At 65.0% G+C, this 12,927-nt stretch carries 12 protein-coding genes and 1 pseudogene; 12 read left to right on the top strand and 1 reads right to left on the bottom strand.

The window, feature by feature from the left end:
• The 11 genes and pseudogenes from JWR89_RS08735 to JWR89_RS08685 all read left to right on the top strand — a co-directional run.
• Nucleotides 1-672: amidohydrolase family protein (locus JWR89_RS08735; protein WP_299714413.1), on the top strand; the 672-nt coding region annotated here is incomplete at its 5' end.
• Nucleotides 673-707: 35 nt separating this feature from the next.
• Nucleotides 708-3,089 carry a xanthine dehydrogenase family protein molybdopterin-binding subunit gene (locus JWR89_RS08730; protein ID WP_299714410.1) on the top strand — a complete coding sequence of 794 codons (2,382 nt, stop codon included), beginning with the start codon at nucleotides 708-710 and terminating at the stop codon, nucleotides 3,087-3,089.
• Complete coding sequence (locus tag JWR89_RS08725) at nucleotides 3,086-3,922, top strand: FAD binding domain-containing protein (RefSeq protein ID WP_299714407.1); 837 nt, start codon at nucleotides 3,086-3,088, stop codon at nucleotides 3,920-3,922. Before JWR89_RS08730 ends, JWR89_RS08725 begins: the two co-directional genes overlap by 4 nt.
• Entirely contained in the window at nucleotides 3,919-5,121 is a 1,203-nt protein-coding gene (locus JWR89_RS08720; RefSeq protein WP_299714404.1) for a 2Fe-2S iron-sulfur cluster-binding protein, read from the top strand. The genes JWR89_RS08725 and JWR89_RS08720 overlap by 4 nt, the downstream gene beginning before the upstream one ends.
• Nucleotides 5,122-5,197: 76 nt before the next feature.
• Nucleotides 5,198-6,351: pseudogene (locus JWR89_RS08715) on the top strand (ABC transporter substrate-binding protein).
• 141 nt (nucleotides 6,352-6,492) lie between these two features.
• The gene (locus JWR89_RS08710; protein ID WP_299714402.1) at nucleotides 6,493-7,365 is read left to right on the top strand and encodes a branched-chain amino acid ABC transporter permease; all 873 of its coding nucleotides are present in this window, start codon (nucleotides 6,493-6,495) and stop codon (nucleotides 7,363-7,365) included.
• Nucleotides 7,362-8,402 carry a branched-chain amino acid ABC transporter permease gene (locus JWR89_RS08705; protein ID WP_299714399.1) on the top strand — a complete coding sequence of 347 codons (1,041 nt, stop codon included), beginning with the start codon at nucleotides 7,362-7,364 and terminating at the stop codon, nucleotides 8,400-8,402. Before JWR89_RS08710 ends, JWR89_RS08705 begins: the two co-directional genes overlap by 4 nt.
• Complete coding sequence (locus JWR89_RS08700) at nucleotides 8,402-9,187, top strand: ABC transporter ATP-binding protein (RefSeq protein ID WP_299714396.1); 786 nt, start codon at nucleotides 8,402-8,404, stop codon at nucleotides 9,185-9,187. Before JWR89_RS08705 ends, JWR89_RS08700 begins: the two co-directional genes overlap by 1 nt.
• Nucleotides 9,180-9,884 (top strand): ABC transporter ATP-binding protein, encoded by a 705-nt coding sequence (locus JWR89_RS08695; RefSeq protein WP_299714393.1) that lies wholly within the window; start codon nucleotides 9,180-9,182, stop codon nucleotides 9,882-9,884. The genes JWR89_RS08700 and JWR89_RS08695 overlap by 8 nt, the downstream gene beginning before the upstream one ends.
• Nucleotides 9,856-10,206, top strand: a complete 351-nt coding sequence (locus JWR89_RS08690) for a Rieske (2Fe-2S) protein (RefSeq protein ID WP_299714389.1) — start codon at nucleotides 9,856-9,858, stop codon at nucleotides 10,204-10,206. Before JWR89_RS08695 ends, JWR89_RS08690 begins: the two co-directional genes overlap by 29 nt.
• 304 nt (nucleotides 10,207-10,510) lie before the next feature.
• Nucleotides 10,511-11,602: an alpha/beta hydrolase gene (locus JWR89_RS08685; RefSeq protein ID WP_299714386.1), complete on the top strand. Its 1,092-nt coding sequence runs from the start codon at nucleotides 10,511-10,513 to the stop codon at nucleotides 11,600-11,602.
• A 199-nt stretch (nucleotides 11,603-11,801) separates the two neighbouring features.
• Here JWR89_RS08685 and JWR89_RS08680 read toward each other — a convergent pair whose 3' ends face one another.
• On the bottom strand, nucleotides 11,802-12,317 hold the full coding sequence (locus JWR89_RS08680; RefSeq protein WP_299714384.1) for a MarR family winged helix-turn-helix transcriptional regulator: 516 nt from the start codon (nucleotides 12,315-12,317) through the stop codon (nucleotides 11,802-11,804).
• A gap of 379 nt (nucleotides 12,318-12,696) precedes the next feature.
• Here JWR89_RS08680 and JWR89_RS08675 point away from each other — a divergent pair.
• A partial coding sequence (locus tag JWR89_RS08675; protein WP_299714382.1) for a porin occupies nucleotides 12,697-12,927 on the top strand: 231 nt, incomplete at its 3' end.

Below are 12,927 nucleotides of genomic sequence, written 5' to 3'. Positions count from 1 at the left end.
CTCTGGGGCCTGCCGGAGAGCGGCACCAATGGCGAGGACGTCGATACCATCCTGGAGCGCGTGATCCCGCTGCTCAAGGAAGGCGACGTGCTGGCGCATCCGTTCACGCGGCATCCCGGCGGCTTCGTCAACCGCGAAGGCGAGGTGCATCCGGTGATCCAGGCCGCGATCGACCGCGGCCTCAAGATCGACGTCGGCCATGGCAGCCACTTTTCCTATCGGCTGGCGAAGAAGGCGATCGCCGCCGGCATCGTGCCGAACACGCTGGGCGCCGATATCCATGGCTACAACACCCACGTCCCCGCGCCGGCCGGCACGCCGGATGAGCATGAGGACGAGGAGAACCACCCCTTCGCCGGCCAGGCGAAGTTCAGCCTGGTGCAGGCGATGAGCTCGATGATGGCGCTCGGCCTGACGCTGGAGCAGGTGGTGCCGATGGTAACGTCGAACCCCGCGAAGATGATCGGCCTGTCGGATACGGTCGGCTCGCTGAAGGTCGGCATGGATGCCGACGTCTCGGTGATCACGACCAAGCCCGGCCGCTACATCCTGCGCGACAACGAGAATACCGAAGTGGTGGCCGACGGCCTGATGCAGCCGCTGTTCTGCCTGCGCGCCGGCATTCGCCATGATGCGGTGGCCATTATCCTGCCGGAGGCGGTCGCCGCATAAGCGGCGATCGATCGATCAGAAGGCGGGACCTGACCATGCGCGACACGCGCGATATCTCTCCAGACGCGCCTGCTGAAAAGCAGGGCGTCGGCGCGCGCGTGCTTCGCAAGGAAGACGACCGGCTGATGCGCGGCCGCGGCCAGTTCGTCGGGGATATCCGACTCGCCGGATTACAGGACGTCGCCTTCGTCCGCAGCCCGGTGGCGCACGCGCGAATTCGCGCCATCCATATCCCCGAGCGCTATCGCGACGTGGTGTTCACCGCGGCCGACCTGGTTGGCGTCAAGCCGATCCGCGCGGTATCCGGCCTGCCGGGCTTCAAGATTTCCGAACAACCGGTGCTCGCCACCGACAAGATCCGGCAGGTCGGCGAACTGGTCGCCATGTGCGTCGCCGCGACGCGCGCCGAGGCCGAGGACATCGCCGCCTCGGTCACGCTCGATCTCGAAGAACTCCCCGCTGTGCACGATATGCTGAAGGCGCGCGAGCCCGGCTCCGCGCTGGTGCACGAGCACTGGGGCGACAACGTCTTCCTCGAAAGTTCGTTCGAGGTCGATATCACCTCCGCGCTCGACGCGCCGATCAAGATAACGCGCGAGATATCGACGGCGCGGCAGTGCATGGCGCCGCTCGAAGGCCGCGGCGTCGTCGCCACCTTCGATCACCGTCTCGACCAGCTTACCCTCTACACCGGCAGCCAGATGCCGCACATCGTGCGCAACGGCTTGTCGGACACGCTCGACATCGACCAGGGCCAGATCCGCATCGTCTCGCCGGATATCGGCGGCGGCTTCGGGCATAAAGGGATTTTGCTGCCGGAAGAAGTCTGCCTGTCCTGGCTCACCATGCAGCGCGGCTTCCCGGTGCGCTGGATCGAGGACCGCCGCGAGCACCTCACCGCATCAGCCAATTGCCGCGAGCATCACTACAAGATCACCGTCTATGCCGACCGCGACGGCCGGCTGCGCGGCATCGACTGCGAAGCCACCGTGGATTCCGGCGCGTACTCGTCCTATCCGTTCTCGGCGTGTCTCGAAGCGGCGCAGGTCGCCAGCATTCTGCCGGGGCCGTATCTGATGCCGGCCTATCGCTGCCGGACCTATTCGGTGGCCACCAACAAGTGTCCGATCCTGCCGTATCGCGGCGTCGCCCGCACCGGGGTCTGCTTCGCGCTGGAGCTGATGCTCGACCTGGTCGCGGCGGAAGCAAAGCTGGAGCCCGGCGAGGTGCGCTTGCGCAACCTGGTACGGCCCGAGCAGATGCCGTTCGACAACATCACGAAGAAGCATTTCGACAGCGGCGACTATCCGGAAGCGATGCGTCGCGCGCTGGCCATGATCGACGTCGATGCGGTCCGCGCGCGGCAGCGCCGGCACGAGGTGGACGGCCGGCTGATCGGCGTCGGAATGTCGATCTATTGCGAACAGGCGGCGCACGGCACCTCGGTCTATGCCGGCTGGGGGATTCCCATGGTGCCCGGCCACGAGCAGGCCACGGCCCGGTTGACGCCCGATGGCGGGCTCGAACTGCGCGTCGGCGTGCAGTCGCACGGCCAGGGCATGGAGACCACGCTGGCGCAGGTCGCGCATGAAATGCTCGGCGTCGATATCGCCCGGGTTCGCGTCGTGCACGGCGACACCGCGATGACGCCGTACTCCACGGGAACCTGGGGCTCGCGTTCCATGGTGATGGCCGGCGGCGCGGTGGCCACCGCCTGCGCCGAACTCGCCGAACGCGCTAGGAAGATCGGCGCAAAACTGCTGCAGTGTGACGAGGCCGACGTGATCCTCACCGACGGCGAGGTCCGCGGCGCCAGCGGCAGCGTCACCCTGAAGGAGATCGCGCACACCTGGTACCGCCGTCCGCAGGACCTGCCGGGCGATGTCGATCCGGCGGGGCTCGAGACCACCTCCGGCTACAAGCCGCAACGGGATTCCGGCACCTTCAGCTACGCCGCGCATGCGGTGATCGTTGCGGTCGATCCCGATCTCGGCGACGTGGAAATTCTCGACTACGTGATCGTCGAGGACGGTGGCGTGCTGGTCAATCCGATGATCGTCGATGGCCAGATTTTTGGCGGCCTCGCGCAAGGCATCGGCACCGCTTTGTACGAAGAGATGCCGTTCGACGGCGCCGGCCAGCCGCTCGCCACCACGCTGGCGGACTACCTGCTGCCGGGCCCCACCGAAGTGCCATCGCCGCGCCTCGATCACATGGAGACGCCATCGCCTTATACGAAATTCGGCGTCAAGGGCATCGGCGAGGGCGGCGCCATCGCGCCGCCGGCCGCGATCGGCAATGCCGTCAACGACGCGCTGCGCCCGCTCGGCGTTGAACTCCTGCACTCGCCGATCTCGCCGCGCCGCATCGTCACGGCGATCCTCAAAGCCCGCGAAGCCGAAAGGCCGGCGGCATGAAGCCGGCCCCCTTCGCCTATGAACGCCCGCGCGACTTGCCGGCGGCGCTTGCCGCGATGGCTTCCACTGATGGTGTGACCAAGATTATCGCCGGCGGCCAGTCGCTTGGCCCGATGCTGAACCTGCGCCTGGTTGCGCCCGACCTGATCGTCGATATCGCCGGTCTGGCCGAACTCAAGCACGTCGAACGCAGCGGCGACGATCTGGTGATCGGCGCCTGCGTCACCCACGCCGATATCGAGGACGGCCGCATTCCCGACGTCACCCGCGGCGCGATGCAGCGCGTCGCCGCCGCTATCGCCTATCGCGCGGTGCGCAACCGCGGCACCGTCGGCGGTTCGCTCAGCCACGCCGATCCCTCGGCAGACTGGGTCTCCGCGCTGTCGGCGCTCGGAGCCACACTGACGCTGCGCAGCGCCACCGGCACGCGCCAGGTGGCGATGAAGGATTTTATCGTCGGCGCGCTGGAAAGCGTGCTGGCGTCCGGCGAGATGATCGAATCCGTGCGCGTGCCCATGATGGCTGCCTCGGCGCGCTGGGGCTACGCAAAAGCCTGCCGCAAGACCGGTGAGTTTGCGCACGCCATCGGCGCCGTGCTGATCGATCCCGACGCGGGCAAGGCCCGCATCGTGATCGGCGCCGTGGAGGCCGCGCCGATCGTCATCGACGAAGCACTCGAATTGTTCGGCGGCCGTATCTCCAGCGACTTCGGCCGGAAATTCGATCCGCGCGTCGCGGACGCGCTGCTGGCGAAGGCCGGCGTCACCGACGCCGCCGACCGCCACATCCATGTCGCGGTGCTGCGAAAAGCCATCGCAGAGGCCGTGAAATGAATACGATCGAGCTCACCGTCAACCGCCGCGCCGTCAATGCCTCGGTCGAGCCGCGCACCAGCCTTGCGGATTTCCTGCGTGACCAGCGCGATCTCACCGGCACCCATCTCGGCTGCGAGCACGGCGTCTGCGGTGCCTGCACGCTGCTGCTCGACGGCGTGCCGGCCCGTTCGTGCATCACCTATGCGGTGTCTTGCGACGGCGCCGATGTCACCACCATCGAAGGCCTCGACGACGACGAGATCGCCACCGAATTGCGCGCGGCGTTCACCCGCGAGCATGCGCTGCAGTGCGGCTACTGCACGCCGGGCATGCTGGTGTCGGCGCGCGACCTGGTGAAGCGGCTGTCGGATGCCGACGAGCAGGCGATCCGCGTCGGCATGAGCGGCAACCTGTGCCGCTGTACCGGCTATGTCGGCATCGTCAACGCCATCAAGTCGGTGATCTCGGCGCGCCGCGCCCGCGACATCGCCGGGGAGCCGGACGCCGGTCGCAAGCTGCTGGGACCGGTCGGCTCCGGCCACAAGGCGTGGACCAGCGCAAATCCGACCGCCGCCATGGCTGCGCCCGTCGAAGCCGCCAGCGCGATTGTGCCGCTCGAAATTCCCGACTTCACGCCATCGACCGTTCTCGAACAGTCGTTCGATGTGGCGCATCCGCCCGCCAAAGTATTCGCGCTGTTCGACGACATCGCGGCCGTCGCATCGTGCCTGCCCGGCGCGTCGCTGACCGGCACGCCGACGCCGGCGCGCGTCGAAGGCGCGATCCGCGTCAAGATCGGGCCGATCTCCGCGAACTTCAACGGCGCAGCGCGCGTCGAAAGCGATCCGGTTACATTGTCCGGTCGCATCCTCGGTGTCGGCCGCGACCAGCGCAGCCGCTCCACCACCCAGGGCGAGATCCGCTATCGCGTGCTGCCGCTCGACAACGGCGCGGCGACGCGGGTCGAACTCTCGATCGGCTACAGCCTCACCGGCATGCTGGCGCAGGTCGGCCGCAGCGGGCTGGTGCGCGATCTCGCGGCGCGATTGATCGCCGAATTCGCCGGCAATCTCGATCGCCGCCTGTCGGGCGGCGCGGGCGCATCCGCCGCGCCGGCCGCCGAACTCAATGGAATTTCGCTGGTCTTCGGCCTGTTGCGTGAACGGGCGGTCGCGTTCGCGCGCCGCCTGTCGGGCAAAGGCGGAGGACCGGCGTAACGGATCGACGCTCGCGCATATGCGGGGCGGCGAAGTTTGACTGCGCAGTTTCACCAGCGTTCAAATGGAGAATGACATGACACGAAGCTTCAAGGCCGTTCCGGCGATCGCGTTGGCGCTCGCTCTGTTCGATGGCGCGGCGCACGCGCAAACCATCAAGATCGGCGTCAACGAGCCGCTCACCGGGGCGTTCGCTGCATCCGGCACCTATGTCGTCAACGGCGCCAAGATCGCCGCCGACGAGATCAATGCCAAGGGCGGCGTGCTCGGCAAGAAGATCGAGCTGGTCATCGAGGACAACAAGAGCAATCCGACCGAGGCCGCAGCCGTCGCCGAGAAGCTGATTACGCGCGACAAGGTCCCCGTGATGATGGGCGCCTGGGGCTCCAGCCTGACGCTCGCGGTGATGCCAAAGCTCACGGAATACGAAGTGCCGATGGTGGTCGAGACCTCCTCGGCCGGCAAGATCACCACGTCCGGCAATCCCTACATCTTCCGCATTTCGCCGCCGTCGGCGGTGGAAGGCGCGGCGTTCAGCAAGATCATCGACAAGCTGGCGATCAAGAAGGCCGACTTCCTCGTCATCAACAACGACTGGGGCCGCGGCACCGCCGAAGACTTCGGCAAGATGATGAAGGAGCACGGTATCAGCATCGGCCTGGTCGAGACCATGGACCAGTCGGCACAGGACATGAGCGCGCAGCTCTCCAAGCTCAAGGCCACCGATTCCGAGACTATCATCGTCACCACCGCCGTCGATCAGCTCACACTGATCTTCAAGCAGGCCGCGGCTATCGGCCTGAAGAAGCGCATCATCACCACCGGTGGCTCGCAGAACCCCGACCAGATCATCGCGCAAGCGGGCGCCGCCGCCAACGGCACCATGCATCTGACCACCTTCCTGCCGTGGTACCCCGACAAGACGCCGAACCCGGAAGCCACCAACTACTTCATCGGCGAATGGAAGAAGCGCGGCTTTGAATTCGCCGGCGTCACCGAGAGCTTCCGCGGCTACGACGGCATCCGCACGGCGGCCGCGGCGATCGAGAAGGCCGGCAAGGCCGAGCCGGCCGCCATCAAGGCGGCGCTGTGGGAGATCAACATCAAGGGCCTGAACGGCGACATCGTGTTCAAGAAGTCCGGCCCGCCGGCCAGGAAAGCGGCCAGAGCTTCCCGAACGTCTACCTGATCGAAATCAGCGACGGCAAGGTCGGCATGAAGACGCTGTGAAGTAACTGTCGTTCCGGGGCGCGAGCGCATCAGCGCGAGCGAACCCGGAACCTCGGCGTGTTCAAAACAACTCGAGATTCCGGGCCTGCGCCAGCCGGCTTCGCCGTCTGTTGCATCCCGGAATGACCATAAGGAAATCCCTTGGCCCAGCTCCTGCAACATCTCGTCAATACCCTCGTGCTCGGCGGCACCTATGCGCTGCTGGGGATCGGGCTGACGCTGATCTTCGGCATCATGAACGTGGTGAACTTCACCCACGGCGTGCTCTACACCTTCGGCGCCTACATGATGTTCATCGTGGTGCACCAGCTAGGCGTGAACTTCTTTCTCGCGCTGCCGCTGGCGATCGTCGCCGGCTGGCTGCTCGGCGCCGCCATCGAGATCCTGCTGCTGCGGCCGTTGCGCGGCTCCGACATCGACACCACCATGCTGGTGATGATCGGCGCCTGGATCGCCATGCAGTCCGGCGCGCTGTGGATCTGGGGCGGTGTGGCGAAGTCGGTCAACAATCCGTTTCCCGACGCGCCGCTGGTGCTAGGGCCGGTCTCGGTGTCGTGGCTGCGGTTGTTCGTCCTCGCGGCAGCAGCCTTGCTGATTGTTATCGCCTATCTGCTGATCAATCGGACCAAACTCGGTCGTGCCATGCGCGCCACCTTCCAGGACCACGACACCGCGGCGCTGATGGGCGTCAATGTGAGCTGGGTCTACACCTCGACCTTTGCGATCGGCTCCAGCCTGGCCGCCGCCGCCGGCGCGTTGCTCGGCCCGGTCTATGTGATCTTCCCGCAGATGGGCGATCTCGCCGCGGTGAAGGCCTTCGCCATCGTCATTCTCGGCGGCCTCGGCAACATCACCGGCGCGGTGATCGGCGGCTTCATCCTCGCGCTCGCTGAAGAACTCGGCGCCGGCTACGTGTCGTCGGGCTATCGCGACGCCATGGGGTTCCTGATCATCATCGCGGTGCTGATCTTCAAACCCACCGGGCTGTTCGCCCGGGCGGAGCGCGTTGGATGAACCGGATCGCCACGCTCATCTGTCTCGCGGTTTTCATCTCCGTGCCGCTATGGCTCACGGACCCGTATTTGCTCAACGCGCTGATCACCACCGGCATCTTCATCATCGGCGCCATGAGCCTCAATCTGCTGCTCGGCTTCACCGGCCAGCTCAGCCTCGGCCATATCGCCTTCTTCGGCATCGGCGCTTATGTCAGCGCGCTGACCTCGCTCGGCTTCGACGTGCCCATCGTCGGCGATTTCCACATCGTTCACGTGCCGTGGCCGCCGATCGCCGGTTTCGTGCTGGCGATCCTGATTTCCGGCTTCTGCGGCTATCTGGTCGGCCGTCTCTCCTTCAGCGTGCGCGGCGCATATTTCGTCATCGTCACCATTTCGTTCGCCGAAGTGGTGCGGCTGGTGGCGCTGAACTGGGTCGAACTCACGCAGGGCCCGCTGGCGCTGACCAACATTCCCTCCATCACCATCGGGCTGCCCGGCCTCGGCTATCTCGTCCTGAAGACCAAACTGCAGAACTATTATCTGGTGCTCGCCGTCGCGGCGCTGTCCTATCTGCTGATCTCGCGGCTGGTGCACTCGCACTACGGCCGCGCCATGCGCGGGCTGATGGAGAACGAAACGCTGGCGGTGGCCGTCGGCATCGACGTGACGAAGACGTTGACGCTCGCCGCGATCATCTCCGCCGGGATCGCCGGCGCAGCGGGCAGCCTGTATGCGCATTACATCCGCATCATCGATCCCGACGTGTTCGCCTTCATCTCGACGGTGACCATGGTCATCATGGTCGTCTCCGGCGGCAAGGGCTCGCTGGCAGGCCCCGTGATCGGCGGCGTCATCTTCGGGCTGTTGCCGGTGTTCCTGCGGCCGATCATGCCGCCGGAAGCGCAGTGGATCACCTATGGCGGCGTGCTGATCGCGATCCTGTTCGTGCTGCCGCGGGGCATCGTGCCGACGCTGGCTCCATTACTCGGGTTGTCGCGCAAACCGGGCGGCGCGGCGGCCAAGGTTGCGCCGCGCGCTGCGGAGGAGCACGCGTGATGGCTGAACCCATTCTCAACGTCGACCATGTCGGCATGCAGTTCGGCGGCCTCACGGCGCTGTCGGATCTGAATTTCTCTGTCGGCGAAGGCGAGATACTCAGCCTGATCGGACCGAACGGTGCCGGCAAGACCACCGCCTTCAACCTGATGACCGGCTTCCTCACCCCCACCAAGGGCGAGGTGAAGTTTCGCGGTGTCGCCCTCAAGGGCCTGAAGTCGCACGAGATCGCGGACCTCGGCCTGATCCGCACCTTCCAGCGCACCAGCGTGTTTCCGCGCGACACCGTGTTCGACAACGTGCTGATCGGCCTGCATCGTCAGGGCAAGCTCGGCCTGCTGGAGGCCATCCTCGGGCTGCCGCGCGCGCGGGCTTCCGAGAGGGCGCAGCGCGAACGCGCCGCCGAACTGGTACGCTGGATCGGGCTGGAGGCCCGCGCCGACGATCTCGCCGGCTCCTTGTCGTATGGCGAGCAGCGTCTGGTCGGCGTGGCGCTGGCGCTGGCGGCGCAGCCGAAAATGCTGCTGCTCGACGAGCCCGTCTCCGGCATGAACGCGTCGGAGACGCACACGTTCGTGCAACTGATCCGCACTATCCGCGATCGTGGCGTCACCATCCTGCTGGTCGAGCACGACATGCCGATGGTGATGGAAGTGTCCGACCGCATCGTGGTTCTGAACTACGGCCGGATCATCGCGGAGGGCACGCCGGACGTGATCCGCAACGATCCCGCGGTCATCGAGGCCTATCTCGGCCAGAGCGGCAAGAAGGCGGCGCATGCTTGAGATTCAAAACATGGTTTGCGGCTACGGGCAGGTCACCGCGCTGCGCGGCGTCACGCTAAGCGTCAAGGCCGGGCAACTGGTGGCGCTGATCGGCGCCAACGGCGCCGGCAAGAGCACGACGTTGCGCGCCATCTCCGGCCTGGTGCCGCCGCGCTCCGGCAGCATGACCTTCGAGGGCGAGGACATCACTTCCGCCGGCCCGCAGCGGGTGTTGAAGAAGGGCATCGCGCATTGCCCGGAAGGCCGTCGCGTCTTCCCGCACATGACGGTGGCGGAGAACCTCGACATGGGCGCCTATCTGCGTTCCGATACCTCGGAGATTGCAGCCGACCGCGACCGCATCTACGGCGAATTCCCGCGTCTCGCCGAGCGTCGCAAGCAGGCGGCGGGCACCTTGTCCGGCGGCGAGCAACAGATGCTGGCGATCGGCCGCGCGCTGATGTCGAGGCCGCGGCTGGTGATGTTCGACGAGCCATCGCTGGGTCTCGCGCCCAACATCGTCGAGCGCACCTTTGCAATCATCCGTGCCATCCGCGATGCCGGTACTACGGTATTGCTGGTCGAGCAGAACGCCTTTGCCGCGCTGGAGATGTGCGACCATGCCTATTTGCTGGAGGCCGGCCGCGTGGTGCTATCCGGCGCCGGGGCCGACCTGATCGAGAACGAACATGTCCGACGCGCCTATCTCGGCGGGTGAACAGCCCGGCCGCTGGGTCGCGGTGTGCGCGCGCGAGCGGCTGACGCAACACCGGATCGTCTGCGCGACCATTGCCGGCGTGGGTCTGCTGGTCGTCGCGGATGGCGATCAGGTCCATGCCTGCGAGCGCGCGTGCCCGCACGAGCAGGCCGACCTCAGCCTCGGCCGCGTTGCCGACGGACGGCTCTACTGTCCGCGCCACCTCGCCTGGTTTGATCTTACCGATGGCCACATCTCGCCGGGCTGGCCGAGCCGGGCCTTGCGCCGCTATCCGGTGCGGATCGCGGAGGGCCATGTCTGGGTCGATGCGGGTGCGCTATAAGCACTATAATTCGATCGGAGTCGCGTGTTTCGCACTGCAATATTTGGCGAGCGACGCAGCCCTAGCGCCGGCGGAACTTTCATCGTGCCGTCACATTAATCTTTGCGTAGCTTAAAAATTGAGCTAGCAATAACTAGCAAAGCGTTGCGCAGCTGCCGGAGAGCAGCGCGCAACCTTATTAACTTGCGTTTTTCGTTGTGTTGAATTGCGTCGACGCGACAAGCCGATACTACAAACAAAATTGGGAGATGAGACAATCATAGCCATCGAGAGGACAGCTCCGTTCTACGATGCTCGCGGCTGGATGCAGTGGCCGGGGAATGAAGATTATTCATTCCAGTTCATGCGCGTGCTCGGCGCCGCGCAAGAGGGTGGCAGCACCGTTTCAGAGTGCCTGCTCGCGGCCAGCGGCATCGATCCGGCTTGCGAGGAAAGCTGGTTCAGGCAGTGGAAAAAGGCCGCTGATTTCAACAAGGCACGCGGCGATATCGCGCTCGCCCGGCGCCACGTCAAGACGGCGTTGAGCAACTGGTTGCGCGCCGCCAATTATTATCGCACCGCCCAGGTATTCATGATCGCGCGCGATCCCCGGCGCACCGCGGCGCTGGCGCAGATGGTGGCGTGTTCGCAGCTATATCTGAAGCACGTGACGCCCGCCGGCGAAGTAGTGGAAATCGCGTGGTCGGACGACAAGACCGTGCAGGGCTATTTCTTGCCGGCTCCCGGGCGCGCGCGGCGTCCCGTGGTGATCTGCGTCGGCGCGCAGGACCAATACAAGGAAGAGTATCTCTGCCGGATGCCGCGCTATGCGCATGAGCGCGGTCTGTCGCTGCTTCTGATCGATCTCCCCGGCGGCCACGGCAGCAACGGCAGGACCGGCCAAAGCTTCGGCCGCTATGATATCGAAACCTCGATCAGCAACTGGCTGGATTACCTGACCGATCGGAGCGATGTCGATCCGCGCAAGATCGCGATCTTCGGCGATGGCCTGGGCGCCACTTCTGCGACCCGCGGCGCCGCATTCGACGATCGGCTGGCCGCTGCCGTGTGCGACGCCGGAATCTGGGACCTGCACGAACGGGCATTTCTCGCCGCCCGCCTGTCGGGCGGCGCGGGCTGCGCCGATTTCGCTGGCGACATCGACAAGCTGTGCCGTAGCAGCGTCGCCCGCAGTATCAAGTGCCCGATCCTGGTGGCGCTCGGCGAACATGACTGGCTCGATGCCGGCCACGTCACCCGCTGCTGCGAAGCGCTGGCAGCCGCCGGTCAGGATATCGACCTGAAGATTTTCTCCGCTGCCGAGACGGCGGCGTCGCACGCCCAGTTCGACAACCCGACCATCGGCAACGAATTCATCTTCGACTGGATTGCCGATCGCCTCGGCCGCAAGCGCTAGACGGTCGTCATTCCGGGATGCGACAGGCGGCGGAGCCGGCCGGCGCAGGCCTCAGCCACTCCATTTGGAGTGGCGGGGAATCCTGAGGTGTTCATCGTCCCAGTTCGGGATTCCCCGCCACTCCCATCGGAGTGGCTGAGGTTCGCTCGCAGCTAGCGCTGCTCCCGCCCCGGAATGACAGCGGGGCATTGCCCATCCGCTATCCGTCCACTGCCAGCATCAGCGTCGCCTTCTCCAGGCGATTCTTCAGCGAGGCCATCTGCTCAGTGATGTCCTGCAGCGCGCGCTCGTCGAATCCGGCGAACACGAACTGGCTGAGGTCGTTGCGTCGCGACGATAGGGTGGCGATCTTCTTGCTCGCCTTGTCGGACAGCGACATCAGCACCACCCGGGCGTCCTCCGTCGATGGAACCCGGCGCATGAAGCCGTTCTTCTCCAGCATCTTGGACTGGGTGGTGACGAAGGATGGATCGACATGCAGCATCGCCGAAACGTCCTTGACCGCGACGCCGCGGCCGCGGTCCAGATCGCCGATCGCCATCAGGATCATCCATTGCGGGCCGCTGATTCCCAGTTCCCGGGCCCAGAAGTGGCGAATCTCGTCGAGATGCACATTGATCGAGGCGATGTCCCAGACGAACTGCCGAACAATCTCGTGATTCTTGCCGCTGGCATCAGCCGTAGACGGTCTGTCGGTATTGCTGGCTGACCCCATTCGCTTGGTCGCACTCGCTCGTTCTGTCATTTCGATATTCCAGACATTTGCAAAATACATAACTGGATCAAGTGATTGATCGGTGCAAGCCGCAATTTAAGGCTGTTGCCTCAAAACCACACTGCATCGCGATAAAGTTACCTGAGTTCATAAAGTATTTTGCTTCTAGGAGTTGCGCATGCATTGTCGATCACGGCGATGGGGCAACCCGCAATCGTCCCGTTGAAGTGGTTCGCTTTAGTGCCTCGCGTTATGCGGGTGTTTCCGAAAACGCGAAGTGCTTGGCGGTTAGTCTGGGGACTAGGGGTACTAATCTTCGGGTGATCGTCACCCAGCGGATCCGGACCTTCCCTTTAAGAAACAACTTGGAGGTTTTAACATGACGATGATTAAGAGCCTTATTCTCGGCTCAGCGGCGGGATTGATCGCCATGGGCGGAGCGCAGGCAGCCGATCTTCCGGTGAAGGCCAAAGCGGTCGAATACGTGAAGATCTGCTCGCTGTACGGCGCCGGCTTCTACTACATTCCGGGCACCGACACCTGCATCAAGATCGGCGGCGCGATCCGTATCGATACCGCGTTCAACGGTGGCAGCTACGACACTCCCTTC

This window comes from Tardiphaga sp. (genome assembly GCF_028290785.1).
Taxonomy (GTDB): Bacteria; Pseudomonadota; Alphaproteobacteria; order Rhizobiales; family Xanthobacteraceae; genus Tardiphaga.
Note: the sequence above shows the minus strand (reverse complement) of the source record. Positions and strands in the feature narration are given on the sequence as shown.

Coding starts and splice junctions, on each gene's coding strand:
- JWR89_RS08690 (WP_299714389.1), top strand. CDS start 9,856: ATGTCCGACGCGCCTATCTCGGCGGGTGAACAGCCCGGCCGCTGGGTC.
- JWR89_RS08730 (WP_299714410.1), top strand. CDS start 708: ATGCGCGACACGCGCGATATCTCTCCAGACGCGCCTGCTGAAAAGCAG.
- JWR89_RS08680 (WP_299714384.1), bottom strand. CDS start 12,317: ATGGGGTCAGCCAGCAATACCGACAGACCGTCTACGGCTGATGCCAGC.
- JWR89_RS08705 (WP_299714399.1), top strand. CDS start 7,362: ATGAACCGGATCGCCACGCTCATCTGTCTCGCGGTTTTCATCTCCGTG.
- JWR89_RS08695 (WP_299714393.1), top strand. CDS start 9,180: ATGCTTGAGATTCAAAACATGGTTTGCGGCTACGGGCAGGTCACCGCG.
- JWR89_RS08685 (WP_299714386.1), top strand. CDS start 10,511: ATGCAGTGGCCGGGGAATGAAGATTATTCATTCCAGTTCATGCGCGTG.
- JWR89_RS08725 (WP_299714407.1), top strand. CDS start 3,086: ATGAAGCCGGCCCCCTTCGCCTATGAACGCCCGCGCGACTTGCCGGCG.
- JWR89_RS08700 (WP_299714396.1), top strand. CDS start 8,402: ATGGCTGAACCCATTCTCAACGTCGACCATGTCGGCATGCAGTTCGGC.
- JWR89_RS08720 (WP_299714404.1), top strand. CDS start 3,919: ATGAATACGATCGAGCTCACCGTCAACCGCCGCGCCGTCAATGCCTCG.